24 protein-coding genes and 1 tRNA gene are annotated in these 26,295 nt (G+C 61.3%); 11 read left to right on the top strand and 14 right to left on the bottom strand.

Annotated features, from left to right (window positions below; translation table 11 throughout):
• Complete coding sequence (locus Q1X76_RS00125; RefSeq protein ID WP_300717348.1) at positions 1 to 1,620, top strand: AAA family ATPase; 1,620 nt, start codon at positions 1 to 3, stop codon at positions 1,618 to 1,620.
• 176 nt (positions 1,621 to 1,796) lie between these two features.
• Here Q1X76_RS00125 and Q1X76_RS00120 read toward each other — a convergent pair whose 3' ends face one another.
• The 5 genes from Q1X76_RS00120 to upp form a co-directional block, all read right to left on the bottom strand.
• Positions 1,797 to 2,033, bottom strand: a complete 237-nt coding sequence (locus tag Q1X76_RS00120; protein ID WP_300717347.1) for a hypothetical protein — start codon at positions 2,031 to 2,033, stop codon at positions 1,797 to 1,799.
• Between the two features lie 481 nt (positions 2,034 to 2,514).
• Positions 2,515 to 4,008, bottom strand: a complete 1,494-nt coding sequence (gene pap / locus Q1X76_RS00115) for a polyphosphate:AMP phosphotransferase (RefSeq protein ID WP_300717346.1) — start codon at positions 4,006 to 4,008, stop codon at positions 2,515 to 2,517.
• A 230-nt stretch (positions 4,009 to 4,238) separates the two neighbouring features.
• The gene (locus tag Q1X76_RS00110; RefSeq protein ID WP_300717345.1) at positions 4,239 to 4,508 is read right to left on the bottom strand and encodes a hypothetical protein; all 270 of its coding nucleotides are present in this window, start codon (positions 4,506 to 4,508) and stop codon (positions 4,239 to 4,241) included.
• A gap of 235 nt (positions 4,509 to 4,743) precedes the next feature.
• Positions 4,744 to 6,003 carry a uracil-xanthine permease family protein gene (locus Q1X76_RS00105; protein WP_300717344.1) on the bottom strand — a complete coding sequence of 420 codons (1,260 nt, stop codon included), beginning with the start codon at positions 6,001 to 6,003 and terminating at the stop codon, positions 4,744 to 4,746.
• Between the two features lie 8 nt (positions 6,004 to 6,011).
• Positions 6,012 to 6,638, bottom strand: a complete 627-nt coding sequence (gene upp / locus Q1X76_RS00100) for a uracil phosphoribosyltransferase (RefSeq protein WP_300717343.1) — start codon at positions 6,636 to 6,638, stop codon at positions 6,012 to 6,014.
• A 169-nt stretch (positions 6,639 to 6,807) separates the two neighbouring features.
• Here upp and mnmH point away from each other — a divergent pair, with 169 nt between their 5' ends.
• The 4 genes from mnmH (at position 6,808) to Q1X76_RS00080 (ending at position 10,710) form a co-directional block, all read left to right on the top strand.
• Positions 6,808 to 7,875, top strand: a complete 1,068-nt coding sequence (gene mnmH / locus Q1X76_RS00095; RefSeq protein ID WP_300717342.1) for a tRNA 2-selenouridine(34) synthase MnmH — start codon at positions 6,808 to 6,810, stop codon at positions 7,873 to 7,875.
• Positions 7,876 to 7,898: 23 nt separating this feature from the next.
• Positions 7,899 to 9,014 carry an alanine racemase gene (locus Q1X76_RS00090; RefSeq protein ID WP_300717341.1) on the top strand — a complete coding sequence of 372 codons (1,116 nt, stop codon included), beginning with the start codon at positions 7,899 to 7,901 and terminating at the stop codon, positions 9,012 to 9,014.
• 132 nt (positions 9,015 to 9,146) lie between these two features.
• A complete protein-coding gene (locus Q1X76_RS00085) occupies positions 9,147 to 9,983 on the top strand; it encodes a DMT family transporter (protein ID WP_300717340.1) in 837 nt (278 codons plus the stop codon).
• A 151-nt stretch (positions 9,984 to 10,134) separates the two neighbouring features.
• Positions 10,135 to 10,710 (top strand): TetR family transcriptional regulator, encoded by a 576-nt coding sequence (locus tag Q1X76_RS00080; RefSeq protein ID WP_300717339.1) that lies wholly within the window; start codon positions 10,135 to 10,137, stop codon positions 10,708 to 10,710.
• 261 nt (positions 10,711 to 10,971) lie between these two features.
• Here Q1X76_RS00080 and Q1X76_RS00075 read toward each other — a convergent pair whose 3' ends face one another.
• Both Q1X76_RS00075 and Q1X76_RS00070 read right to left on the bottom strand, forming a co-directional pair.
• Positions 10,972 to 11,622 (bottom strand): TetR/AcrR family transcriptional regulator, encoded by a 651-nt coding sequence (locus Q1X76_RS00075; RefSeq protein WP_300717338.1) that lies wholly within the window; start codon positions 11,620 to 11,622, stop codon positions 10,972 to 10,974.
• 394 nt (positions 11,623 to 12,016) lie between these two features.
• Entirely contained in the window at positions 12,017 to 13,021 is a 1,005-nt protein-coding gene (locus Q1X76_RS00070; protein ID WP_300717337.1) for a glucokinase, read from the bottom strand.
• 172 nt (positions 13,022 to 13,193) lie between these two features.
• On the opposite strand from Q1X76_RS00070, the gene Q1X76_RS00065 reads away from it, so the two are divergent.
• Both Q1X76_RS00065 and panF read left to right on the top strand, forming a co-directional pair.
• Entirely contained in the window at positions 13,194 to 13,517 is a 324-nt protein-coding gene (locus Q1X76_RS00065; RefSeq protein ID WP_300717336.1) for a YhdT family protein, read from the top strand.
• Complete coding sequence (gene panF, locus Q1X76_RS00060; RefSeq protein WP_300717335.1) at positions 13,514 to 14,983, top strand: sodium/pantothenate symporter; 1,470 nt, start codon at positions 13,514 to 13,516, stop codon at positions 14,981 to 14,983. Before Q1X76_RS00065 ends, panF begins: the two co-directional genes overlap by 4 nt.
• 487 nt (positions 14,984 to 15,470) lie before the next feature.
• On the opposite strand, the gene Q1X76_RS00055 is transcribed toward panF, so the two are convergent.
• The 3 genes from Q1X76_RS00055 to Q1X76_RS00045 all read right to left on the bottom strand — a co-directional run bounded on the left by Q1X76_RS00055 (position 15,471) and on the right by Q1X76_RS00045 (position 18,461).
• A complete protein-coding gene (locus Q1X76_RS00055; RefSeq protein ID WP_300717334.1) occupies positions 15,471 to 16,757 on the bottom strand; it encodes a TRAP transporter large permease in 1,287 nt (428 codons plus the stop codon).
• Between the two features lie 3 nt (positions 16,758 to 16,760).
• Entirely contained in the window at positions 16,761 to 17,345 is a 585-nt protein-coding gene (locus Q1X76_RS00050; RefSeq protein ID WP_300717333.1) for a TRAP transporter small permease, read from the bottom strand.
• A gap of 111 nt (positions 17,346 to 17,456) precedes the next feature.
• Positions 17,457 to 18,461 carry a TRAP transporter substrate-binding protein gene (locus tag Q1X76_RS00045; RefSeq protein ID WP_300717332.1) on the bottom strand — a complete coding sequence of 335 codons (1,005 nt, stop codon included), beginning with the start codon at positions 18,459 to 18,461 and terminating at the stop codon, positions 17,457 to 17,459.
• A 328-nt stretch (positions 18,462 to 18,789) separates the two neighbouring features.
• Here Q1X76_RS00045 and Q1X76_RS00040 point away from each other — a divergent pair, with 328 nt between their 5' ends.
• Positions 18,790 to 19,551, top strand: a complete 762-nt coding sequence (locus Q1X76_RS00040; protein WP_300717331.1) for a DeoR/GlpR family DNA-binding transcription regulator — start codon at positions 18,790 to 18,792, stop codon at positions 19,549 to 19,551.
• 325 nt (positions 19,552 to 19,876) lie between these two features.
• Here Q1X76_RS00040 and Q1X76_RS00035 read toward each other — a convergent pair whose 3' ends face one another.
• The 3 genes from Q1X76_RS00035 to eamB all read right to left on the bottom strand — a co-directional run bounded on the left by Q1X76_RS00035 (position 19,877) and on the right by eamB (position 22,884).
• On the bottom strand, positions 19,877 to 21,151 hold the full coding sequence (locus Q1X76_RS00035) for a Na+/H+ antiporter NhaC family protein (RefSeq protein ID WP_300717330.1): 1,275 nt from the start codon (positions 21,149 to 21,151) through the stop codon (positions 19,877 to 19,879).
• Positions 21,152 to 21,455: 304 nt separating this feature from the next.
• Positions 21,456 to 22,079, bottom strand: coding sequence for a DapH/DapD/GlmU-related protein (locus Q1X76_RS00030; protein WP_300717329.1), 624 nt, complete (start codon positions 22,077 to 22,079; stop codon positions 21,456 to 21,458).
• Positions 22,080 to 22,293: 214 nt separating this feature from the next.
• A complete protein-coding gene (gene eamB / locus Q1X76_RS00025) occupies positions 22,294 to 22,884 on the bottom strand; it encodes a cysteine/O-acetylserine transporter (protein ID WP_300717328.1) in 591 nt (196 codons plus the stop codon).
• A gap of 160 nt (positions 22,885 to 23,044) precedes the next feature.
• On the opposite strand from eamB, the gene Q1X76_RS00020 reads away from it, so the two are divergent.
• The 3 genes from Q1X76_RS00020 to Q1X76_RS00010 all read left to right on the top strand — a co-directional run bounded on the left by Q1X76_RS00020 (position 23,045) and on the right by Q1X76_RS00010 (position 25,889).
• Positions 23,045 to 23,935 (top strand): LysR family transcriptional regulator, encoded by an 891-nt coding sequence (locus Q1X76_RS00020; RefSeq protein ID WP_300717327.1) that lies wholly within the window; start codon positions 23,045 to 23,047, stop codon positions 23,933 to 23,935.
• 589 nt (positions 23,936 to 24,524) lie between these two features.
• A complete protein-coding gene (locus Q1X76_RS00015) occupies positions 24,525 to 25,466 on the top strand; it encodes a DMT family transporter (protein WP_300717326.1) in 942 nt (313 codons plus the stop codon).
• A gap of 346 nt (positions 25,467 to 25,812) precedes the next feature.
• Positions 25,813 to 25,889: transfer RNA gene (locus Q1X76_RS00010), tRNA-Arg, on the top strand.
• A 258-nt stretch (positions 25,890 to 26,147) separates the two neighbouring features.
• Here Q1X76_RS00010 and Q1X76_RS00005 read toward each other — a convergent pair.
• A partial coding sequence (locus tag Q1X76_RS00005) for a DNA methyltransferase (protein WP_300717514.1) occupies positions 26,148 to 26,295 on the bottom strand: 148 nt, incomplete at its 5' end.

The following is a 26,295-nucleotide window of genomic DNA, read 5'->3' as shown; positions in this document are numbered from 1 at the left end:
ATGCTGGAATATTTGCGTATCCGCAACCTTGCCCTCATCGAGGATGCAGAACTGGAGTTTGCACCGGGCATGAACGTCCTCACCGGGGAGACCGGCGCAGGCAAAAGCTTTATCCTCAAGGCCCTGGGCTTCCTGCTGGGTGACAGGCTGGGTGCCGACATGGTCCGGCAAGGGGCGGAGAAAGCCCAGGTCGAAGCACAATTCCAGCTGGACGGACAGGAGATCGTCATCCGGCGCAGCCTGCTGGCGGAAAGCGGTCGCAGCCGGTTGTATGTGGACGATGCCCTGCGCTCGCAGGAATGCGTACGTTCCTTGCGGGAACAGCTGCTGGTCCACGCCAGCCAGCACGGGCAGCAGCAACTGCTGCAGCCCGCCTTTCAGGCTCGCCTTATGGAAAGCACCTTGCGTGATCCCGGCCTACTGCGACAGCGGGACGAGCTTCTGGAAAAATTGCGGGCCCTGGCTGCACGCCGGGAGGAACTGCGTGCCAAAGAAGCGCACCTGCTGGAGCGGCGCGATATCCTTGAGATGCAGCAGCAGGAGATCGACAAAGTAGCCCCCGAAGCCGGCGAGGAGGAACGCCTGGAAGAACAGAGGGCTCTTGTCCGCTCGGCCGAGCAGACCCGTGAACACTATGAACTGGCGCTGGCCCTGCTGCACGGCGAGGAAGAGCCCGGTCTGCTGGATATGTTGGGACGGCTGGAACGCTGTCTGCACCAGATGGCCCGCACAGACGAGAGCGTCAGCGCCGATGCCGATGCCGTCACGGCGTTGCGTCAGCAGCTTTCCCATCTGAGCGGCCGTCTGCGTCGCCCTCCCCTGCCTGACGACATGCCCGATGTGGAACAGCTGGAAGAACGACTGTACGCACTGGCCCAGCTGAAGCGCAAACTGCACCGTAGCCTCGACGAGATCCTGGAACTGCGCGAGGAGATCAGGGAAAATATCTCCTTTCTGGATGCCTGTGCCCTGGACATCACCCTGCTGGACAAAGAGGAAAAGCAGCTGGCGGAACAGCTGCGGCAGGTCCTCTCCGCCCTGATCCCCCAGAGGCGGGAAGCTGCGGCGGACTTTGCCGCGCAGCTGGAAGACGAACTGCGTCAACTGGGCTTTTCCGAAAAGGTTCGGGTCATTCCCGATTTCGTGACTCAGGAGATCTGGCCCGGCCTGCAGGATGAGAAAGTACGCATCCTCTGGGCACCCAACCCCGGACAGGCGGCCCAGCCTCTGGACAGGATCGCTTCGGGCGGCGAGCTGTCACGCTTTTTGCTGGCGCTCATGTGCGTGCGGCCCAAGGCGGAAAGTGCGACCTACATATTTGATGAAGTCGATGCGGGCGTCGGGGGCCTGACATTGAACAAACTTTCGGAAAAGCTTGAATTTCTTGCAACGCAGCGACAGATGCTGCTCATTACGCACTGGCCTCAGCTGGCGGCCCGGGCCCAGAGGCATTTTCAGATCAGCAAGACCATCCGGGACAATGTCACGTTCACGACCTGTATGCCCCTCAGTGCCAGACAGCGCCATGCAGAGCTGGTCCGTATGGCAGGCGGCGGCCAGCAGGGGGAGGCCTTGGCCGCCAGCTTGGAAGGACATGCCTATCAGTTGAAGATGTTCTGAGTTTAATTTAAAGTAATACTTTAATAATGATTTGCATGGCAAATAGCCGTATGGGCGGGAGTTTGCTGCGATAGCCGTTGCCCTGTTTGGCGCTCCTCCCGCCGACCGCTCCAATGGAGAAAAGCATATCTCCGTATCCCTGGAGTCTTCGGGAGAGGTGCAGGCAAAAGGGTAGGTCAGGCCGGCCAGTGACTGGGCTCACGACAATCCTGCCGCCCGAAGGCGCAGACGCCACACATGTCGGAACTGTCCACGAACTGCCCATCCATCGTGTAAAGATCCACCACGGGACCATGACCGCAAATGCTGCACTGGCGTTCATAATCCGGGCGGGCTTTGCATAGCGGGGGGATGTCGCTGGTTCCGGTCATCAGCTTTTCCACAGAGACACGGGTAAATTCCTGGTACTGCATAACAGTCTCCCACAGGGTGAGGTACACGGCGCCACTTGGACCTTTCAGGTGTTGCGGAACGCCTGGATACCGGGATACAACAAACATACGGTGCGCTCGCCGCAGGGCAGCCGGAAAGCCTCCAGGTGCATGTGCGGATATGTGACACGGAGCTCACGCATATCCTGTCAGCAGGACGCGATCGCGCCTGGACAAAAGATGGGTGCCTGTTTGCCAGGGGCCCGCCCCTCCTGCTCGATTCCATACTGCCCTGCTCTTTCGTCGATGCCGTGAGTTCCTGGTGACGATTTGATGCTATTGGCTGCCCTGCCGTCAGCCACCCACGACTTATCCTGGACAGGGCCTGCCTTCATGTCGGAGGACACCATGTGGCGCAGGAGGCTAGGCGGACCTGACTGGTGAAGAGCGCAGATACAAAAAGAGCCGGGAGGGGATCCCCGGCTCGTTTTGTATCTACAGCAAAGTTACGACTGGAAAAGGCTTAATGCAGCGCCCTCTTCAAAGCGTTCCTGTAAGTACGCAACACCATCAGGCGGGCATACTTTTTGTTTTCTGCCGGAACGATATGCCACGGGGCATTCTCCGTGCTGGTGCGCAGGAACATCTCATCAGCGGCGCGGGCGTATTCTTCGCCTTTATCGCGATTGCGCCAGTCTTCGTCCGTGATCTTGTATTTTTTCCACGGGATGGCCTCACGCTCGCGGAAGCGCCGCAGCTGCTCGTCCGATGAGATATGCATCCAGAATTTGAGCAGGATATTGCCGTTGTTGGTCAGCTGATGTTCAAAATAGTTGATTTCAGCGTACGCACGGGACCAGTCTTCCTTGGGAGTCAGTTTCTCTACGCGCTCCACCAGCACGCGGCCGTACCAGGAGCGGTCATAAATGGTGATGAAGCCCGCACGGGGAATATGACGCCAGAAGCGCCACAAATAATGATGCGCCAGCTCTTCATCCGTAGGTGCGCTGATGGGGATGACGCGCGTGATACGGGCGTCGATCCCTGCGGTGAGCCGGCGAATGGCTCCCCCCTTGCCGGCGGCGTCCCAGCCTTCAAATATGAGGGTGGAGGAGATGCCCTTTTTGTACGCTCTGTACGAGAGCTGATAGATCTCCTTTTGCAGCCGCTTCAGCTCCTTCTGGTAGTGGTCCGGCGCAGAGGACGAGGCCAGATCGATGGCATCCAGGGTAGAGATCAGCGCCTCGCGCGTATCCTCGCTGACTTCCGGTTGTGCCTCCAGAACGCTGAGTCGTGCGGCGCGGGCATCATGGGCCGCGATGGTGCGCTCGATGCCGGCAATGATGGCCTTGACCACAGCCAGGGCACGAAAGTTGGGGTCTGCGGCGTCGATGATGCTCCAGGGGGCGTTGTCCCGATCCGTAAGGGTGATGGCTTTTGAGGCGGCGCTTACCATGCCGTCATAATCCCCGCTCGTCTTTTTGTCCGACGGGGAGAAATGGACCAGGGCGCGATTTTCCTGGCGCTCCTTGATGGCACGGGCATGTCCTTTTCTGTTGAGATGGAGCCAGAGCTTGATGATGGCCATGCCGGAGTTGGCCAGACCGGACTCCAGCGCCTGCCAGTGATGCATGCTGGCGGTGAACTCGTCTTCGCTCACATCCTTGCAGCAACGCCGGCGTATGGCTTCCCCATACCAGCCGTCATAAAAGACGGCAGTCTGCCCGGCCGCCGGGAGCTGCCGCCAGAAGCGCCAGGGCCAGGGACGTGCCCGTTCTTCATCGGTGACCAGCCAGAAGACATGGTTTTGCACATGCTTGCTGTCCATCCATTCCGACAGCAGATTCACGACGGCCCCGCGTCCAGAACCGACCAGACCGGCTACCGTGATCAGGACGGGGATCTTGCGCTGGATGCATTGCAGCTGTGCATTGAAAAGGCGCATGCGCAGCTGGGGGGCTTTTTCCTCAAATTCTTTATCACTGCAGGCTCTGCCAAGGGCTGCGGATTCAAACATACTTTCCAACCTTGCTCAAAAGTTTTATGCGAGGCACGGAAAGGAACGCTCCGAAAACGCTTTCCATCGGGACAGAGCAGCGGTGGCGGTCGCATTTTTCCGTACCTGTTAAGCGAGCATAGCTTTTTTCTTTCGCTTCGTCAGCCTGCAGCCATGCGGGAATCGCGCAAATCCCGTCCGTTTTTGGTCTGCGCCATGGCCGACGGTATAGCGGGCGACGGGTTGCGGCGCTATCTGCGGGAATGCTGCTTCCTGTATCTGGCCGTCACGGGCCGTGCGGGATCCCCGGCAGTTTTCCCCTGATTTCGACACGATGCGTCGCCAGCCGCCCTCAGCGCCCCGCAGCTGCCAGCGGCCGCAACAGCCTGCAACGCCTCCAGTCTGACCTGAATGTATTCCCGCAGCGTCAGCGGACCACCTTTCTGTCCCTGAGCTGCAATAACGGCAAGGTTGACGGCGCACAGTGCCAGAATATCGACAAGCTTCTGTTGCTGAGTCACGATGCCCTCCTGGATCGGTGAAGTTAGGTCTTCTTGCTCTTGGGCATCTCTCCTATCAGATGATTATTCCGCTAAATGGAACAAAGGAACCCACTGGCAAAGCCGGTGAGTTCCTTTGTTTCGCGCCTGTCGGGCGCTCGACTAGCTAACGCCATAGCCCAAAGTGCGCAGGACGGTCTTGCCGCCGTCCTGCGCGCTCTGGGGATATAAATCACACTAGGAAAAGGAACAGACCCTAGCCCTGTGGCTCGTCCTGGGGCAGGAGCAGATTGAGGATGACCCCGGTGATGGCCGCCAGTCCGATGCCCGCCAGCTTGAAACCACCGATGCTGACCTGCATCCCGCCCACACCGAAAATGATGATCAGGGCCACGATCACCATATTGCGTGGACGCAGCAAATCCTGCCCTGCCCGCACCAGGGTGTTGAGCCCCACCACCATGATGGCCCCGAACAGCAGTATCATGATCCCGCCCATGACAGGCGCGGGGATACAACTAAGGAAGGCCCCGACCTTGGCGACCATGGAAAGCAGGATGGCACACAGGGCCGCCCAGGTCATGACCGCGGGATTGAAGGCACGGGTCAGGGTCACGGCGCCGGTCACTTCGGAATAGGTGGTATTGGGCGGGCCGCCCAGCAGGCAGGCCGCCATGGTGGCGACGCCGTCTCCCAGCAGGGTGTTCTTCACGCCGGGATCGCGCAGGTAGTCCCTGCCCGTCACGGAGCTGATGGCGATGATGTCGCCGAAATGCTCGATGGCCGGCGCCAGCGTCACCGGGATGATGAACAGCAGGGGCTCCCAGGAAAACTCCGGCAGGCTGAAGGCCGGCAGGGCCAGCCAGGGGCTGTTGTGTACGGCGTCCCAGCTGGTCACACCCAATATCTCCGAGATCACCAGCCCGGCGGCGATGCCGCACAGGATGGGGATCAGACGCAGCATGCCGCGCCCCAGCAGGGAGACGGCCACCGTCACGGCCAGCGAGACCATGGAGATGGTCATGGCCGTGGCCTGGGGCATGGCCGGACCGCTTTGGCCCAGAGCCATCTTGACGGCGGTGGGGGCCAGCACCAGGCCGATGACCATGATGACCGGCCCGGTCACGATGGGCGGCAGCAGGCGCAGGATGAGCCCCATGCCCCGCCAGCGGATGAGCAGACTGATGAGGACATAGAGCAGGCCGGAAAAGACCAGGGCGCCCATGGTACGGGGCAGGCCCCAGGTCTCCACACCGTAGATGATGGGCGCGATGAAGGCAAAAGAGGATGCCAGAAAAATGGGGACCTTGCCCCGGGTGATGAGCTGGAACAGCAAGGTGCCCACACCGGCGGTGAACAGGGCCACATTGCTGTTGAGTCCTGTCAGCAGGGGAACGAGTACCAGCGCGCCGAAGGCCACGAAGAGCATCTGCGCGCCCAGCAGGCAATCGCGCAAACGCAGGCGGTACCGGCAGGGGTCAAAATCCCCGCCCCCGGAGATGAGCTGTTCCGCCATGCAGCCTCCTACTTGGTGCCGAAGATACGGTCGCCGGCGTCGCCCAGACCGGGGATGATGTAGCCGTTTTCGTTCAGATGCGAATCGATGGCCGCGGTATAGATCTCCACGTCAGGGTGCTTTTCCAGGACCTTGGCGATACCTTCGGGAGCGCAGACCAGGTTGAGGCTGCAGATATGCCGGCAGCCGCGTTTTTTGAGGATGTCGATGGTGGCGATGAGCGATCCGCCCGTGGCCAGCATGGGATCGAGGATGATGGCCAGGCGGTTCTCGATGTTGCGTGCCAGCTTGGCGTAATATTCCACCGGCTCCAGGGTCTCCTCATTGCGGTACAGGCCCACGACGCTGATCTTGGCGCCGGGGATCATGTCCAGCACGCCGTCCATGAGGCCCAGGCCCGCGCGCAGGATGGGGACGATGGTCGCCATCTTGCCGGAGATGGCTTCCACTTCCACCGGTCCGGCCCAGCCCTGCACCGTGTATTTTTCGGTCGCAAAGCCCTTGGTGGCTTCATAGATGAGCAGGCGGGCGATTTCATTGGAAACACTGCGGAATTCGCTGGTGGACGTGCTGTCCTTGCGCAAAATGCCGAGTTTGTGACGCACCAGAGGATGATCCACTACATGGACTGCCATGGCCAACTCCTTGCTGTGAATGAAAATTTTTGGAACGATTCACGCTATGCTGCCCTCCTGTACACTGTCAAGGCTCCGGCGCCATGACAGGAAGGAGGATGCTGTTTACAGCGTCCCGGCTTTGGCGTACCCATAGCAGACTTTTTTCATGCTTTTTTCGAGGATCGTCATGCCCCAAGTTCAGGATGTTGCCGCATTTCTGGCCATGCGGGATCGCGGCTTGCCGCTGCTGGATGTCCGCTCCCCCGGCGAGTTCGCGCTCGCCCATATCCCCGGTGCCCTCAACCTGCCCCTGTTCAGCGATGAGGAGCGTGCCAAAGTCGGGACCGCCCATGCCCGTAGCGGACGCGAAGGGGCTGTCCATCTGGCCCTGGAGCTCGTGGGAGGGCATTTGGCCGCCATGCTGGCACGCGCCAGGCACCTGTGCGGCGGCACGCGCGAAATCCTGCTCCACTGCTGGCGGGGCGGCATGCGCAGCGACAGCATGCGCTGGCTGCTGGAGACCGGTGGTTTCACCGTCCACAGGCTGGAGGGAGGCTACAAGAGCTACCGCGCCTTCGTCCGCGCCAGCCTGGCCCGTCCCCGCCCCATCCTCGTGCTGGGCGGTTATACCGGCTGCGGCAAGACAGATATCCTGAACGAATTGCAACGCCTGGGCTCCCAGGTCATTGATCTGGAAGGACTGGCCCGGCACAAGGGGTCCGCTTTCGGCGCGCTGGGACAGGCCGAAGCCCAGCCCGGCAATGAGTGGTTTGAAAACCAGCTCCACGAGCAGTGGCGGCGCTGTGATCCGCACCGGCCCGTCTGGCTGGAGGACGAAAGCCGCCACATCGGACATGTGACCATGTGCGACGAATTCTTCGCCCAGCTGGGGCGCAGCCCTCTGGTCCGCGTCACCCTGCCGGAGGAGGAACGCGTTGCCCATCTTGTCCGCGATTACGCGGCGCCGGAGATGCGGGACGGGCTTCTGGCGGCACTGGAACGCCTGCAGCGCCGTCTGGGCAGTGAACTGACGCAGCGCTGCCGCCAATGGATAGATGCAGGCAGCTATGCCGATGCCGTCCGCGCCGTGCTGCATTACTATGACCGTTGTTATGCGCACCAGATAGGGCAGCGCCAGGGACCTGTGCTCAAGGAGCTGGTCTGCACCACGGATGATCCGGCCCTGGCGGCCCGGCTGCTCCATGAATGGGAACAGGGCCTGTCACCGGAGACTTTCGCCGTCCCCTCACTGTAACGCCCTTCGAGGAGGAAGAACGCATGACGTCCCTTGCTGCGCTGCCCACGCCCTGCCTGCTGCTGGAAGAAGAAAAACTGCAGACCAATACGGACCGCCTTGCCCGGCGCCTGCATGAGCGCGGCGTCTCCCTGCGGCCCCATCTCAAGACCTGCAAGAACCTTGAGATCGCCCGCCGCTGCATGGAAAGCCCCCACGGCCCGGCCACGGTCTCCACTCTGGCCGAGGCGGAATATTTTGCCGCAGGCGGCGTGCGCGACATCTGCTACGCCGTGGGCATCGCCCCCAACAAGCTGGAGCGCGTGGCAAGCCTGCGCCAGCGCGGCATCGATCTGAGCATCGTGCTGGACAATGAGGAGAGCGCCCGGCTGGTGGTCGATTTCGCCCGGTGCCGCGGCTGCCGCATGGCGGTGCTGCTGGAGATAGATTGCGACGGACACCGGGCCGGCCTGCGCCCCGATGATCCCCGCCTGACGGCCATTGCCGGGCTGTTGCAAGAGGGCGGCCAGGAAGTCCGTGGTGTCTTGACCCATGCGGGCTCCGCCTACGACCTCCCGGCCACGGAGGCCATCACCGCCCTGGCCGCGCAGGAATGTGCCGCCGCCACTGCCGCGGCGGGGCTGCTGCGTGAAGCCGGCTTCCCCTGCCCTGTGGTCAGTGTGGGGTCTACGCCCACGGCCTTCTTTGGCGAGGATTTTTCCGGCATCACGGAAGTGCGGGCGGGCGTCTATGTATTCCAGGATCTCGTCATGGCCGGTCTGGGTGTCTGCCGCCCTGAAGATATCGCGCTGTCTGTCCTGACGACCGTTATCGGACGCCAGTCTGACGGCAGGGCGCTGATCATCGACGCCGGCTGGACGGCCCTCTCGCGGGATGCAGGGCTGCCCTGGCGGCGGGACGACTTCGGTTACGGCCTTGTCTGCGACGAGGACGGCAACCTGCTCCCCGGGCTGCGCGTGAGCGAAACGAACCAGGAGCACGGTATCGTCAGCGGGCCCGTCTGTCCCGCCCTGCCCGTGGGCAGCCACCTGCGCATCCTGCCCGTCCACGCCTGCGCCACAGCCTCCTGCTTCGACAGCTACGAGGTCCTCCAGGCAGGACAGGTCAGCCGCCGCCTTGGGCGCTGCCACGGATGGTAACGATTTTTGTTTCCAGATAAAGGATGGCAGATCCTTCCCTCCGGGCAACAAAAAAAACATGTACGCCCACGCTTGCCTTCTCTGCGGCTTCATGTAAGGTGATCGCTGCATCACGGATATGAGGTCGTAACAATGGATGGGCATGTCCTGCTGCTTGTGCTGGCTGCGGCCTTGCTGCACGCTACCTGGAACAGCATCGTCAAAGGCGGTGCCAACAAGCTTTTCGAGTCTTCCATGAACGCTCTGGGGGGCGGCCTGGGAGCGCTTGTCCTCCTGCCTTTCCTGCCGACGCCCGCGCCTGGGTCATGGGGGCTGCTGGCACTCTCCTGCTGCTTCCATCTGGCCTACTATATCTGCATCGCCCGGGCCTATGACATCGTCGATCTGTCCATGGGCTACACCATCATGCGCGGCTGTGCGCCCATGATCACGGCCCTGGCCCTGTTGCTGCTGGGCAATCACATCAGCCTCACAGGCTGGGGCGGCGTCCTGCTGCTGTGCCTGGGCATCTTGACGCTGACGCTGGAGCACGTCCACAAGGGGGCCCGGGCCGGCGATATCCTCATCTGCCTGCGCACCTCGCTGATCATCGCCGGCTATACCCTGGCCGACGGCTATGGAGCCAGAGCCAGCGGGAACGGCGTCAGCTATACCTGCTGGATCTTTTTCCTCAATATCTTCCCCCTCCATGCCTATGTGATGTGGCGACACGGCCGCGACTACCTCTCCTATCTGCGCGGACGGGCAGTGACGGGCCTCTCCGGCGGCCTGTGCGGCCTGGGGTCCTACGGCATCGCCCTCTGGGCCATGACCCTGGCCCCCATCGCCTTGGTGGCGGCCCTGCGCGAGACGTCCGTGATCTTCGGCATGCTGCTGGCGGTCATCTTCCTGCACGAGCGACTTTCGCGCCTGCGCATTCTCGCCATCCTCATCGTCGTGGGCGGGGCCATGCTGATCAGGCTGGGCTGACGGTCCGGCCTGGCCGCCTTGCGGCGGCAGGCAGACGGTCCTCCCCGTCGCCTGCATGGAAGGGACGACCTACACGGCAGGAGCCCCCCCGCAGCGCGGCCTGTCCGTGAGTCGGCGGTTCGACGTGTACAACAGTCTTCAAGGATACCTCATGCACCCTTCAGCCAAAAAGATCGCCATCATGCAGGCTGCAGCCAAGCTCTTCGCAGCCAGAGGCTATGATGCCGTCACAGTGCGCGATATCGCGTCCGTGATGGACATGACGCCAGCATCCCTCTATTATTATTTTTCCGACAAGGAAAACCTGTACCGGCAGACGCTCCTCATGGTCTTCATGGGTGGAAAAACGGCATTCCAGCATATTGCCGGCGAAACGGAAGTCCAGAAGATAGAATCCCTGATCAGGAATATCGTCATCTATTGCTTCACGAACCCCATTTTTTCCCGCCTCCTGCTCAGGGAACTCAATGAAGGGCAGGAAGAACGCCTCCGCTTCCTTGCCGACAATGTCTTCGCCGCATTGCGCGGCAAGACGCGGGAGATCCTGTCCTCATACGGCATACAGGATGCCAACGATATCGCGGAATGCATCGAAAGTTCCCTTCTGGGATATCTGCAGCTTTACAGGATCTCGCGTTTTTTCGAGGACCATCAAAAACGCCCGCTGAACATCGAATCCATCACTGGACAAATATTCAGCGTTGTCCGCCAGCGGCTGACATCCTGAAAGCAGGCGCGCGCCGTTACCGGCCGCATGTGCGCCCGGCAACCTCCATATACAGTTGAGAACGGCCCGCATTCTGCCCTGCGCCGGTACGGCGGTCCATTTTCCCCGCGCCAGTGCCGCGGCAACGGTCACAGGCGGTGCCGTCTCCCCAGACGGGCCGGCCCCAGCGTGATGACGCCCTTCCCTTCCCGGTATCCGTCCGCTCTGCCATCGCATTGTTGAAGGACGCCGCAACGTGCTGCGGCGACTACCGTCATCCTTTCAGCTGGCGGCCAGGAGGCTCCGGCACAGAAGGACGGTCATGGTCCGCGCGTCGGCCTCCATATCACGCGGGGCCGTCATGGAGAGGAAGACAGGATAGTCGCGCAAAAAGCTGAACATCATATCCACGAGCAGAAACGCCCGCAACGAGCTATCTTCCTGACATGTGTCAGCATTTTTTTTCATGATGCCGCAGACGACCCCATGTAGGGGCGCAAAGAGATCATTGTACAGCGCTTTTGTTTTTTCGTCCCCGCTCTGCAACGAACGGCGCAGCAGGAGGAACCAGGACTGATGCGTTTTTTTCCGCATCAGGGCCAGAAGTGTGGCCGTGATCTCTTTTTCAAGGACAGCGCGCAAGGATGCGGTCCCTCCCCCTGCGGCAAGTGCTTCGCGCAGACGCCTGGTCATGGGCTGGATGATGGTGCCGAGATTCTCAAAAGCAATGCTCAACGCCGCATTGTAGAGACCCTCTTTCCCGCCGAAGTGGAAAGCGATGAGCCCCTGATTGCACCCGGCCTTCGCCGCGATGTCGCGAGTACCGGCGCCTTCGTAGCCGCGTTCTCCAAAAAAGAACAAGGCCGCTTCCAGCAGGGCCATGCGCGTGAGCTCCCCCCTGCTGCGCCGTTTGTCTATCGGCAGATGTTCCATGCCACCTTGCCTCCTGTCAGGATTCAAATGGGCTGTTGCAAAAATTAATCAATTGATTGATTAATTTTACAAAAAATATTTCCAATTGATTATAATGAGCTACTATTTTGCATTTCTTTTTTATATATTGACAACCGAACATTTGTTAAGTAAAAAATACTCATCCTACCAGAGATCTGGAGGCGCCCCTTCCACAACCTTCAGATCCCCTCCTCTATACGACAGGAGATCCCCGCAAGCTCCTGGCGTCTCCTCTCCTTGATCCGGCAGGGCTCCCTGCCGGATTTCCTTTTCTGGGGCCGCCCGGCCGGACACGGCATCCGGGAACGGAACCTTTTTGCCATGCCACAGGCAGCCCCTGTCCGCAGTGCGCATGCCGCAGCCCGCATGTCCCCTATGCCGTTGTCTGCTCCGACCGGTCATGCCGCTGTGCCGCCAGCCAGGCAGCTCCCCACAAGCCGCTGCTGGCTTCCGTATAGCGGCGGACGGGGATATGCTCCAGCACCCCCAGCCCTGGCGCCATATAGAAGCCCTCGGCAAAAGCCGGATGACTTGTGACCGCAGGATTGCGCAAGACCATGCCACCAGTCAGGAACAGGCCACTGTAACACAACGTGGACAGGCTCCAGTGCGCGCAGGCCCTGCCCAGGAAACGGGCATACCAGCGCAGCGTGGCGCAGTCCTCGCCCAGACCTTCAGCTGCGGCGGCCGCCGGAGACAGGGCACGCCCTGTCAAAAAATGGTGCAGCACAGCCAGCCCTCTGCCCGTCACGACGTCATCGCCGCGCAACAGGGGCACGCCCAGCCGGGCGCAGGCAAAGGAGGCAAATTCTTCCTCCTCGCGGCCCACAAAGGCAAAAGCCGTATGCCCGGCTTCCGCGGGCAGGGCCTGCCAGCGGAAGCCCCCGGCTTCCGGATACGGCACCAGCCAGCCTGTCCCCAGTCCCGTACCTGCCCCCAGGACCGCCACGGGCGCGGGCACAGCTTGCTGATGGCTCGCGGGCGGAGCGGTCCCCGGCCCCAGCAGATGCCGCGAGTGCGTCCCCACGGCCGTCAGACAGGCGCAGGCCTCGCAAACGAAGTCATTGACCACGCGGCAGCATCGCAGGCCGAAACGGTCCGCCGCTCCACGCAGGTCGATGCGCAGGGGCGCGTTGCTCAGGCGGGCCTGCTGCGGATCCTGCACAGGACCGGCAACGCCCATGACCAGGGCAGACACGGCTGCCAGCGGTATCTGCATGGCCTGCTCCCAGCCCTCCAGCACGGCATCGCCGTCCTGCAGCTCAGCCGTGGCGCATTGCTCAACGGCCTCCAGTTCCAGTCCTTGCGGCGTCTCACGGAAGCGGGCAAACCGGCAATGGGTCCCTCCCAGATCTATGGCGGCAAATACGTTCATCATTCTTCTCCCGGGCAACAGTCACTCCAGCATACGCCCGTGACCTGAGACCGTCAAAAAAACAGTCTCCTCCTACCACTCTCCTTACCACCGGTACCCGCTCGACTAAGGAGGCTCTCTTTGTCATACTGGGATACGGCAGATCCTCCCCGCAGATTTCAGCCCCGGAGCGCTCATGGCCCGCAAGAACGACCACCGTTTTGTCCAGGCAGACAGGGAAGCCCTGTGGGCCCTGGCCGCCTATGCACTGTATTTTCTCTGGTGGTATCTGACAGCCTACGGCCTAGGCGATGGGGATCCCTCCGGCTATGGCTATACCCTGGGTATGCCGGACTGGTTTTTCTACAGTTGCGTACTGGGCTATCCCGTGGCCTGTCTGCTGGTCTGGGGACTGGTGCGCCTCTGCTTCAAGGACATGCCGCTGGACGCCGGTGATGCGCAGACGGAGGAAGGAGTTGGACGCGTGACCGGAGGGCAGGCTGAGGAGAACCGCCCGTGACGGCCTCCCCTGCCACCTTGCTGCCTATCCTCCTCTATCTGGTCCTGTCTTTTGCCGTGGCCCTGTGGGCCGGGAAGCGTTCCCGCAAGCAGGGGGATGCCTCGGGCTTCCTGGAAGAATATTTCCTCGGTAGCCGCTCCATGGGCGGCTTCGTCCTGGCCATGACGGTCGTGGCCAGTTATACCAGCGCCAGCAGTTTCATCGGTGGTCCGGGCGTCGCCTATACCGTAGGGCTCAGCTGGGTCCTGCTGGCCATGATCCAGATGCCCACTGTTTTCCTGACCATCGGTGTGCTGGGCAAACGCTTTGCCATGGAAGCCCGGGCCATGCATGCCGTGACCATCACGGACTATCTGCGTGCGCGCTACGGCAGTGATGCCGTGGCCATCCTCTGTTCCCTGGCCCTGCTGGTCTTTTTCGTGGCGGCCATGGTGGCCCAGTTCATCGGCGGAGCGCGCCTGTTCCAGGCCATTACCGGCTATCCCTATGAAGCGGGGCTGGCCCTCTTCGGCCTCACAGTCATCGCCTATACGGCTCTGGGGGGCTTTCGCGCCGTTGTCCTGACCGATGCCATGCAGGGCATCGTCATGACTGTGGCCTCCGTCGTCGTGCTGCTGGCTGTGGTCCAGGCCGGCGGCGGCATGGAAGCCTGCATGGCGCGTCTTCAGGCCATCGATCCCGGCCTGATCACGCCCACAGGCCCCCGGGATGCCGTCCCCCAGCCCATGATCCTTTCCTTCTGGGTGCTGGTGGGCCTGGGTGTGCTGGGCCTGCCCCAGACAAGCCAGCGCTGCATGGGCTACAAGGATTCCCGAGCCATGCACGGGGCCATGATCATGGGCACGGTCATCATCGGTTTCCTGCTCCTGAGCATCCATCTGGCCGGAGCGCTGGGCCGGGCCGTCATCCCGGACCTGGCCGTGGGCGACCTGGCCATGCCCAGCCTGATCCTGCACCTGCTGCCTCCTTTCTGGGCCGGCGTCTTCATCGCCGGACCTCTGGCGGCCATCATGTCCACCGTGGATTCCATGCTGCTGCTGGCATCCGCGGCCATCATCAAGGATCTTTATGTCCAGTATGTGCTGAAAGGCGACAGCAGCCAACTGCCCCTGCAACATATCAAACGCTTCAGTCTGGGCTGTACGGCCGCCATCGGCGCCATCGTCTTCGTCGCCGCCCTGGAACCGCCGGACCTGCTGGTCTGGATCAACCTCTTCGCCTTCGGCGGTCTGGAAGCCACCTTCCTCTGGCCCCTTCTGCTGGGCCTTTACTGGCGCCGTGCCAATGCCGCCGGGGCCCTGTTCTCCATCATCACCGGTCTGGGCTGTTTTTTTGCCCTGAGCCTGTTGAAGCCTGCCATGCACGGCATCCACGCCATCGTGCCCACGGCCCTCGCGGCCCTGCTGGCCTTCCTGCTGGGCAATCTGCTGGACAAGCCCCGTCCGCAGCCGGGCCCGAAGTCCTGAGCAGCCGGGAAGACAGAACCAACGCCCGGCCGACCCCCTGTCCCCTTTCCGCTCCGTCTGCCTTGCCCCCTGTTCAATCTGGGATGCTGGTCCACAGGCCGATGCGATCTGCCCATCGGCTGCCGCGCTGCTCCGGTCCTGGAGCCTGGGACACGGCCTCACGGTCTGAACGCCCGCTATGAAGCAGGAGCTGGGCATCCCTGTCCGTCCGGCAGCATACAGCCAGGCCTGTTCCCGGATATCCGCCACGCCCTCCGCCAGCTCTTTGCCGGTCCGGGATGCCCAGCCGGTGATGCCGAACTGGACACGACACAGACCGACTTCCCTTCGCCGCCGGCCTTCGCCCTCTGGAGCCGGCATGGTACAGGCTGGCGGCCTCTACCTCCCCCTGCGGTGGACCGTCCGCAGCCCTTCCCGTACAGCAGGCCATGAAGAAGGGCCCCCGAAGGGGCCCGCAAGACACGGCAAAGGCCGGAAAGGGATTGCCTTAGCCCCCCATCAGCCACTTGAGAGGCGTCAGCGAGAGCGAGGGGAAGAGCAGGAGCAGGAAGAGCATGATGATCTCCGTCACCAGGAAGGGAAGCATTCCCTGCACCAGCTTGGTGATCTTGATATTGCCCACACCGCAGACCACATAGAGCACCGTGCCCACAGGTGGTGTGATGACGCCGATACCGAGGTTCAGGATGAACAGCAGACCGAAGAAATAGGGGTCGATACCGGCCTGGGTGATCAGGGGATAGAACACAGGAGCGAAAATCAGGATATTGGGGGTCAGGTCCATGACCATGCCCACCAGGAAGAGGAAGACGTTGATGGCCAGCAGCAGGAGCACCGGGCTGTCGATAAGCGGCCGGAAAAGATCCGTCACCTGGTTGGGGATCTGGGCGATGGTGATGAACCAGCCAACAGCCGTAGCCGTGGCCACGATGAGCATGACCACGGCGGTGGTGCGCGCCGCACGGGCGCTGACGTGCAGCAGCCCGCGGAAACTCAGTTCTCTGTAATAGCCCACACAGACCACGATGGCGTAGATGGCCGCGAACGCGCCGCCTTCCGTGGGGGTGAAGACACCAAAACGGATACCGCCCAGGAGCAGCACGGGCATCATGAAGGCCGGCGTGGCGTCACGGATGATCTTCCACTTCTCCTCGCGGGTGAAGGTGATGGTCTCATTGTAGCCGTCGATGCGCACGATGAAATACCAGACCACCATCAGCGCCAGACCGATGAAGATACCGGGGAACAGACCGATCATGAACAGCTTGGTGATGGAAAGGCCGCTGATGGTGGCGCCCAGCAGGATGAAGTTGGTGCTGGGCGGGATGATGGGCCCCAGGATGGCGCCCGAGGCGATGACACCGCCGGCGCGGCCGGGCTTGTAGCCCACCTGGGCCATCATGGGCAGCAGCAGGCCCCCCAGGGCCGCAGCTTCACCCACGGAGCTGCCCATCAGACCGGCAAAAATCACGCTGGAGATGATGGCGGCATAGCCCAGACCGCCGCGTACGCGACCGATCATGAGCTGGGCCAGCTGCACCACACGTTTGGAAAGGCCGCCCTCGGCCATGATCTCGCCGGCGAAGACGAAGAAGGGGATGGCCATGAGGGGATAGTTGTTGGCCCCGTCCAGCATGGTGGAGGGGATGATCATGCTGTCCCACATGCCGGAATGCCACATGAGCACGATGGAACACAGCACAAGGACCATGGAAATGGGGATGCCTATGAACAGGAAGGCAAAGAGGCTGCCAAGGAAGAGAAAAAGCTCCATATCCTACAACTCCTTGCTGATTTCCTGCTCGATCTTTTCCTCTTCCGTCGCCTTGACGAAACTGCTGGCGGGACGGCGGATGAGCTTGATCAAGTCCCGCAGACAGATGAGGATGGCCGTGAAAGCCATGATGGGCAGCGTGCTGTTGATGAAGGCCATATTGACGTTGGTGGCCACCGAGTTGGTGTCGATGGTCTGCAGCACATAGGTGATGCCGCCGTCAAGCAGCAGGCCCAGAGCGCCCATGGTCAGCAGGATGGCCAGGATCTCGATGCATTTGCGCGGCATGCCCGAGAACATGTCCACAAACATGTCCACCGCGATATGTTTCTTCCAGTAAAAAGCCTCGATGGCGCCGAAGAAGGTGATGTAAATGAAAAGAAAGCGCGCCCATTCCTCGCTGGGGGGATAACTTCCGCCGAACACATAGCGCAAAAAGGCATTATAAAAGACCAGGCCGATCATCCCCAGAAAGATGACCGCGCAAAAAATCTCAAAAAGCAGTTCGCCAGACAAACCGTGCCTGGTCTCGGCAGCCGGCTGCCCGGAAGCCGTCGCGGGCGTCGTTTTGGTTTCGCTGCTCATCATATCCCCCTGCATGTCGAAACAGGCCGCGGTAGCTCGCGGTGTCTGATGCGTGGTTCAAGGTCACAAAAAAAGGGGGGCGCCGCCCGTGCGGCATCCCCCCAGTATCGGACATTACTTCGCGTCGCGGTAGCTGGCGGCGCTTTCCAGGATCTCCTTGGCATTGGGAACGGTGTCATAGAACAGCTTCCAGCTGCGCTTGCCCGCGTCCACCATGTAATCGTGGAATTCCTTGGAAGGCGTGTTCACGGAACCCTTGGCGGCCTTGATGGTCTCAATGGCCTTGGCGTCGCCTTCTTCCACCATCTGCCAGATGTCGTCAGCAGCGCGCTTGGCGGCTTCGTTGAACCATGCCTTGTCCTGTTCGGGCAGCTTCTGGTAGAACTTTTCGTTGATGTACAGGGAATGGATCACCAAGATATGCCCGGTCAGGGTGATCTGGGGGGTGATCTCGTACATCTTCAGGGCCACGATATCGGACAGGGGGCTGTCGCCGCCGTCGATGACGCCCTGGTCAAGAGCGCTGGGCACTTCGGCGAAGGGCATGGGCTGGCCGCTGATGCCGCATTCCTTGGCAAAGTTGGTGTACAGGGGGATGTTGGGCACGCGCATGCGCAGGCCCTTGACATCGTCCACGCTGTTCAGGGGCTTCTTGGTGTAGAAATGGCGGAAGCCCAGAGGGAAGGCGTTGAGAGTACGCAGGCCGGACTTTTCGGTGAAGCCTTCATTGATCAGGTCGAAGGTCTTGCCTTCCATGGCACGGCGGGCATGCGCGTAGCTGTCGTACAGCATGGGGGTTTCCAGCATGGCCATGGCGGGATGCAGGGCCGAGGTCTGGGTGCCCGTGGCGCACATCTGGATGATGCCCTTGCGAGTGCTGGCAATGTAGGCATCTTCCTTGCCCAGCGTACTGTTGGGGAAGACCTGCACTTCGTATTTGCCGCCGGAAAGTTCCTTCAGGTACTGGCCGAATTTGTGCATACCGATGGTTTCCGGTTCGCCTTCGGGCTTCATGCCGGCGATCTTGATGACCACGGTCTTGGCGGCCATAGCAGGCGCAGCAAGCGCGCCCAGCACAAAAGCGCAGGCCAAAAGCAGTGCAACGATACGTTTCATCATCCACCTCTGCAGATTTGGGATTGAGACAAAGGACCGTTTCCTCGCCCTGACGGCCACCGGCCTGTCAGGCCACCTGTTTCACAAAACAAACCATCTTCCTGGACGGGATGGGAAAATCCGGCGGCAGATCTGGACGGATGCCGGGAAACCAGGCGTATATACTTGTTTTTGTCATAAGCCCTATGCAGGCTCCGCGTCAATCTATTTTCGTTTTTTGATAATAGAAGTTCGAAAACGAAAGCATCCTGGCCGGAATCGTTGCCGCGCTTGCGCCCCCCCTGCCATTCCAGTATGTTAGACGCCATTTCCACAGCCATCAGGAATCCCCATGACCAAAACAGCGGAACGTCATCAGGCCCTTTTGCACATGCTCAATGCACGCGGCTATGCGACCATTGACGAGCTCACCAAGTGCTTTTCCGTCACGCCCCAGACCATCCGCAAGGATATCAATACGCTGGCGAAGCAGGGCAAAGTCCAGCGCTTCCACGGCGGGGTCGGCATGCCTCTGAGTACGGAAAACATCCTCTACGAGCAGCGTAAAAAGTTGTTCCTGCCCGAAAAAAAGGCCATTGCCCAGATGGTCGCCGGCCACATCCCCGACGGCGCCTCCATCTGCATCAACCTGGGCACCACCACGGAGGAGGTGGCCCACGCCCTGCTGGGGCACAACAATCTGCGCGTGCTGACCAACAACCTCAATGTGGCGGCCATCATGGCCCGCAACCACAACTTCGATGTGGTGATTGCCGGCGGCACCGTGCGGCACCATGATCATGGCATCATCGGGCCCAGCGCGGAAAATTTCATCCGGGAATTTCGGGTGGATTTCGGCATCATCGGCATTTCCGGCATCGACCAGGAAGGCAACATGCTGGATTTCGACTACAGGGAAGTCTCTGTGGCCCGCACCATCATCGAATGTTCCCGCAGGGTCTTCCTGGTGACGGACAACTCCAAATTCGGCCGTTCGGCCATGGTCAGGGTGGCCAATGTCTGCGACATCGAGGCCGTCTTTTCCAACGCGCCGCTGGAAGAACACTGGCAGGCTGTCCTGCGCGAGGCCGGGACGGAACTCTATCTGGCCTGAGCTCCGCCGTATTGCGACGGACCTTCGCAAATGTACCGCCTTGGGGCGTGTCGACACCGTCCGCAGTCTGTTTGGGGGGAAGGGAAGGCCCTCATCTCTGCTGTCGATGCCTGTGGCTTCTTTTGTCGCAACGGGCACGGCCTGCGGCCGTCATCAGGTCGCTGCCCGCGGGAGAGGACTTTCCCTTCCCACAAGTCCCCCTTCCTTTCCCCAGCGCGCTCTTTCAGACGAGCGCGGGAGCATGCGGCAAGCATCCTTACACCGAGCACGCGTAATCGATATCTCTATTTATTTAAAATAAATTGTAAAATTTGTTTAGCACATCCTAGTCCCGGCGCAGCAGCAGATCTGCCAAGGGGACGAAATACAGGTAAAAAGCATAGGGCAGGCATGACGCCCCCACGCCCAAGATGGCGCAGGGAACGCTCCCGGCAATGCTCCACGGGATCAGGGCTGCCAGCAGGACGATACCGTCTTCCAGCGGCAGCATCATCCGCCGCGGATCCGTCCAGAGCGGCCCGCACAGCTGCCGTGTCAGGATGATGCCCAGGGTCTGGTTGCAGCTGACGGCGGCCACCGGTATGGCTGCCAGCACCGTCGTACGAAAGGCGCCCAGACGGCGGGCCAGCTTCCTGCCGATGGCCGTCACGCCGGCCATCAGGCCGGTCGCTTCCATCAGGCCGGCATAGGCCGACGTCAGCACCACGATACCGGCAACCGGTACCATGGAAAGCAGACCTCCGCCCGACAGGATCTCCAGCCCTGCCGGAGGCTCATAGCCGCAGACCAAACAATGCAGCAAGGCCGGGAACGGCATCTGCTGGACAGCCAGCGACACGGCGCAACCCGCCAGGATGCTGCCCAGCATGATCTTTTTGACCTCCAGCCTGAAAAACAGCGGGACGAGCATGAAGGCGGCCGGCAGCAGCGACCAGGCATCCGGTACCAGGCCGTCAGCGAAGAACAGGCCCACCGCCGGGAGCCCACCGCCTGCCGGGGCGGCCGGCAGCAACGCGTAGGCCAGACAGGCCAGCAGAAAAGGCAGGAAAGACGCGCGCCACATAAGGCGCACATTGTCGTGGATGGATGTCCCCGTCAGTGCGCAGACCAGCGCGGCACTGGACGACATGGGTGAACAGCGGTCCCCCACATAGATACCGCTCATGACGGCCCCCGCCGTCACCAGCGGATCCAGACCGGCCGTACGGGCCAGCAGCATGAACACGACCCCCAGCGTGCTGGCCGTTCCGAAGGACGTCCCGAGCAACAGGCTCAGCAGACTGCACAACAGGAAGACCCCAAGCGGGAAATGGGCCGGATCCACCAGCGGCAGACAATGATGGATGATATACGGGATGGTGCCCGCCGCGCGCCAGACCGCCGTCAGCATGCCGATCAGGACGAATATGGTCAGGATATTGCCGAGCCGGCGCAGGCCCTGGACACACAGGACCATGATCCGGTGGACGGGGACGCCCCGCCAGAGGGCCTGGCCCATGAAACACAGCAGGCCGAAAGCCAGCGCCCACAGCAGGGAACGTCCGCAGGTGATGCACAAGGCCAGACCGCCCAGGAACAACGATAGCACGACGGCGTTCATGGCTCTGATTCCATTCCACGCCCCCCGGCCCCTGTCAAACCCTTTTTCCCCGACCGGCCGAACATGGCCGCCCCTTTCTGCCCGCCCTGATCGCTGTCACTGCGCGCATCTGCGCGAGCGGCCCCTGCCGGACTGTCCGGCGCAGCTCCCGGCCCTGGAGCGCAGCCGGCAGCCTGCGCTGCTATCCGCACAGCGACGGAAGGGAAGCTGTCGGGCCGGCCGGTCGCGGTCATGCGGCTCTGCCCGCAGCGGCCGCCTGTATGGCGCGATCCTCGCATCAGCGACGTGATGCGCGGCAGGAGCCTCAGCTGCGCCCGCTCTCCGGGGACAGGGACGCGGACGCGCCCTGCCCTTCTTCATGCTCCAGCGTTCTGACGATCCGGGCCGGCACTCCCGCCACGACAGTACGGGAAGGCACATCCTCGCGGACCACTGCCCCTGCCGCCACGACGGCGCCGTCGCCCACATGCACTCCCGGCAGGATGATGGCACCGGAACCGATCCAGACGTCCTTGCCGATAACGATGGGAGCGATGTGATGGATATGGCGCTGCTCCGGCTGCAGACCGTGATTGATGGTGGCCAGTGTCACCCGGTGCCCGATGAGGGTGCCGTCCCCGATACTGATCCCGCCCTGGTCCTGAAAGCAGCAGCAGGCATTGATGAACACATGGCGTCCGATGCGGATGTTCTTGCCGAAATCCGTATAGAACGGCGGGAACAGGCGAAAGCTCTCATCGATCTCCCGCCCGGTTATGCGGCCCATGATCGCCCGCATCTCCTCCGGGGCGTGGAAACCGCTGTTCAATTCCGCAGTGAGACGCATGGCCTCGTAGGCGTAGGCATGCATGCAGGCGAAAGCTTCCGTACCGGCGATCAGGGGCTGTCCGGCTTCGAGATAACGTAACAATTCATCCAGTGACATCATGGCGCATCCTCCTGGCAAAGAGCATGGGACCGCGTCCACCCGTATCCCCCAAGCGCAGGACGCATGCGCGGGGATGACGGTAGGCTGTTCCCTTGGTTGCCGACCGTATCAAGGGAGCCATATCATGTAAAATACCCATATCAAATGGGTAGCACAGGATATATGCATGGCCGGTCACCGTCCCTGCCCTCGCCGCAGCCTGCCGCCCGGCATCTCAGGAGTCCAGCAGGGACCAGGCACAGGCAAGCAGCATCAGCGCCATCAGTATGTTCATCAGCCTGGCGTGCTGCCGGAAAAGACGCTGCAGCACGGCCCCGGCAACGGCCCAGACCACGGTGCCTGCACTGCCCATCAGGGCCAGGAAGCACATCCCGACCAGCAGCGCCGCAAAGGAATCATAGTACGGCAGGATGAACGCCGAATATGCTGTCATGCCGTAGATCATGATCTTGACGTTGACGAACTGGAGTACGAACCCAGTCATGAATCCCGCTCCGGCTTCCGCGGCGTCATCGGCATCCGGCTTGGCCGTCGCGATCTTCCAGGCCAGCCAGAGGATATAGAGACAGCCCGCGTAGCGCATCACCCGGATGAACAGGGGCGAGAGCGCGGAAAAGGAGAAGGAAAGAAGACCGCAGATGAACATGACACAGAAAAAACCGGCGCAGATTCCCGCAAGCACCGGCAGGCTGCCGCGAAAGCCTTTGCGGCTGCCCGTGCTCAGGGACAGGATATTGTTGGGGCCGGGTGTGATGGCGGTGATGAACGTGAACACGAAAAAAGCCGAAAAAACCGAGACTGGCATCTCTTCCCTCCTTGCCGTCCTGTCTGGCAGCAGCCTGCATTACGGGTGCGCTGCTCCTGTCCTCTTGACACGAACAGAGGGTAAGCCCAAGAATAAATCCGAAAAAGCAAATATATTAAAACCATAAATTTTATTATTTCGATATATCAGGAAAGAAGGCATGGACACACGCAGCATCGTCGTCATCAAGACCATCCTTGCCGAAGGCAGTTTCCAGAAAGCCGCACAGCGTCTCAACTGCTCCCAGTCCACCGTGACCTTCCAGGTCCGCCAGCTGGAAAATGAGCTTTCCGTACGCCTTTTTGAGCGTGTCGGACGACGCATGGTCTTTACCCGGGCCGGGAAAAAGATCCTGCCGCACATGGATGCCATCCTGCAGTCCATGCAGTCCATCACGGCATGCAACGGCCGCCCGGGCCTTAGCGGCGAACTGAGGGTCGCTGTCGCGGAATCCCTCCTCTCCTACAAGATCCATGCGCTCCTGGGGAAATTTGTGGCGCAGGCCCCTGACGTGCGCATCGAACTGCACAGTCTGAACTGTCATGACATCAGGCAGGGTATCCTTTCCGGGCAATATGACCTGGGCGTCTACTATGATGTCGGCGGCCATCCACATACGCTGGATGTGACGCCGCTGGGTAGGGCCAGGGGGATCATCGTCGCCTCGCCCGCGCTGTCGCCCGATCTGCGGGACTTCGATACGCCCCATCAGGAAAAGGCCGTCAGCCTCGTCATCAATGAGCCCCGCAGCATCTACCGGGAGCGCATAGAGACCTATCTGCGCGCCCGTGACATCCTGCTGCGCAATACCATCGAGCTCTGGAGCATAGAATCCATCAAAAAGACCGTTGCGGCCAACCTGGGGATCTCCTTCTTGCCGACCTTCGCCGTGGAACAGGAACTGGCCGCGGGCATGCTGGTGGAACTGCCGGCTGCCATGCCGGACTGCACGGTGCAGGCCATCTGCGTCTGCCACAAAAACCGGGAATGCACGCCTGCCATGCGGCTTTTCAAGGATCTGCTGGAAACGTCCGACCTGTTTTCCGCATGAAATCTGCCCCGATATGCCATGACGGCCCTGCCTTCGGCCGTCCGCGCCACGGATCTGCCGTCAGCAGCTGCGCCTCTGGGGGAGCCGGCACGCTGCCGGATGCTGCGATCCGTACAGAGAGGCCCAGCGGCAATATCTGGCAACGCTGACGGGGCCCACTGGTTTGCGCCTGTCAGGCATCCAGCAAACTCCATATTCTTGACCGAAACACCACCAATAAGAGCACGGGCCCCATGTACCGGCATTCCACTCCATTGCCCTGTCCGCACAGGCTGCAAAAGGATCTCCCCAAGCCGCCTTGCCTGTCTGACCTCTTTCTTGCCCTCATGCCTGCGCCCTCCTCCCGGCCCGCCGACGCGGCGCCGGCACGGACGGAGCGAAAAACCGCCGCCCGCACTTGTCGGACGCACTTCGACAGACAGGATGGGAGGCTGCACAAGGCCGCAGAGGCACTCCAGCCGCCCATGATTGCCTGCGGCCGTTTGCGGCCCACCGCTTCTGCTCCTTCGCCACGCCATGTCCCTTCTTTCCACATGACAGATGCTTGCCAAAGCTGTACGGTGCCTCCCGTAACGATGAACGGAGGATCATGATGCCGGGTTCCAATACTGCCGGGCTGCTGCTGGCCCTGCTGACAGCCCTGTTCTGGGGGGCTCTGCCCCTGGCGCTCAAGCACCTGCTCTCGACCGTGGACGCCATTTCCATCGTCTGCCTGCGCTTCTGGATCGCCGCCGCCTGGACCTGGGGCCTGTCCTGCCGCCATCCCGGCAACAGCACGCCCCTGGGGCGGCGCGAAAAATGGCTGCTCCTTCTGGCCATTGCCGGGCTGGGCTGCAATTTCGTGTTCTTCAATTCGTCGGTCGCCTATCTCAGCGCCTCTGCCTGCCAGATCCTGGCCCAGGCTGGTCCTGTGCTGTTGCTGCTGGGCAGTGTTTTCCTCCTGCGTGAACCCTTCCTGCCCATCCAGGGCGGCAGCGTCATCATCCTGCTGGTGGGCCTGCTGCTGTTTTTCAATACCCGTCTGCTGGGACTGGTCAGTGGTGACCTACTCATCGGCATGAGCCTGGGGGGCATGGCAGCCGTGGTCTGGGCCTGTTACGGTCTTGCCCAGAAGATCCTGCTGCGCACGGTCTCACCCGGGCGCATCATGCGGGCCATTTATCTTTGCTGCGCCATCATCCTCACGCCCCTGTCCTCTCCGGCCTCCTTCCTGCAGCTCGACGCCCTGCAAACGGGCTGCCTGCTGTTCACCTGCATCAATACCATCGTGGCCTATGGGGCCTTTTCCCGGGCCATGAGCAACTGGCATGCCGCAAAGGTCAGCGCCGTGGTCACGACGACGCCCCTCTTCACCTTGGGCCTGGAATGGGCGGGACACCTGCTGCTGCCGCAGATCTTCCCTATGGAACGATTGGGGCTGCTGAGCATCTGCGGGGCCTTCATCGTTGTCATGGGCGCCATGGGCATTGCCCTCGGTCCCATGCTCCACCTGCCGCACGGACGGAAAGAGCGCCATCACGGAGGATCCTAGGCTCAGGATTCCTTTCGTTTTGTTTCTTCTCCCTCAAACTCCCCCCATCTTTCCCCAAACATGCCCAATTTTTATGGATAAATAAGGGCGAGAGTCCTTGTTTCTGAAAATATTTTTTATTTCAGTATATTACTTAGAATATGCCACAGAAATATAGCATCGATGATGCGCCCTGCCCCTAGACGCCTGCGCCCCTGATGCCTGCCCATCGGAGGCGTGCCGTCCCGGCCTGCAGCGAACACCCTCGGCAACCGACAAGACAACGGCGGCTATCGGATACCGCAGCTCCCATCCATGCCGAGGCGGCTTGACAGCGCCTGCCGGACTACCGTACAAGATACGACGCGCGCTCGTAGCTCAGTCGGATAGAGCGATTGCCTCCTAAGCAGTAGGCCGCAGGTTCGATTCCTGCCGGGCGCACCAAATAAAATCAATGGGATACCGGCAAAAACGGTGTCCCATTTTTTTGGGCTTTGCGACCATTTTGCGACCATCCTGCGCGCGTTCTGCGTCGCGGGTGTGAGCTGTCACGCAACTTGAGAATTTCCGTCACGCAACTTGAGAACGGTGCTCGGCGTTTTTTCGTACCTGGCACGGTAATTGCTTAACCAAAGGGGCGTGGGAGTACCGCTTTTACACGGCCCCCACGCCTTCCTCATATTGGACGCGGCTCTCGTCGTTCTATGCTTTTTCTGCAAGGCGTGCTGTCAACCGGTCACGGCTGATTGCATAATATTCCCGTGACAACTCCATCCCCACATAGCTGCGGCCTGTTTTGATGCATGCCTCGCCCACACTGCCGCCGCCCATGAAAGGATCAAGTACGCTG

It is taken from the genome of uncultured Desulfovibrio sp. (assembly GCF_949282365.1).
In the GTDB taxonomy this organism is placed as follows: Bacteria; Desulfobacterota; Desulfovibrionia; order Desulfovibrionales; family Desulfovibrionaceae; genus Desulfovibrio.
This window is presented reverse-complemented; position numbering and strand designations above follow the sequence as displayed.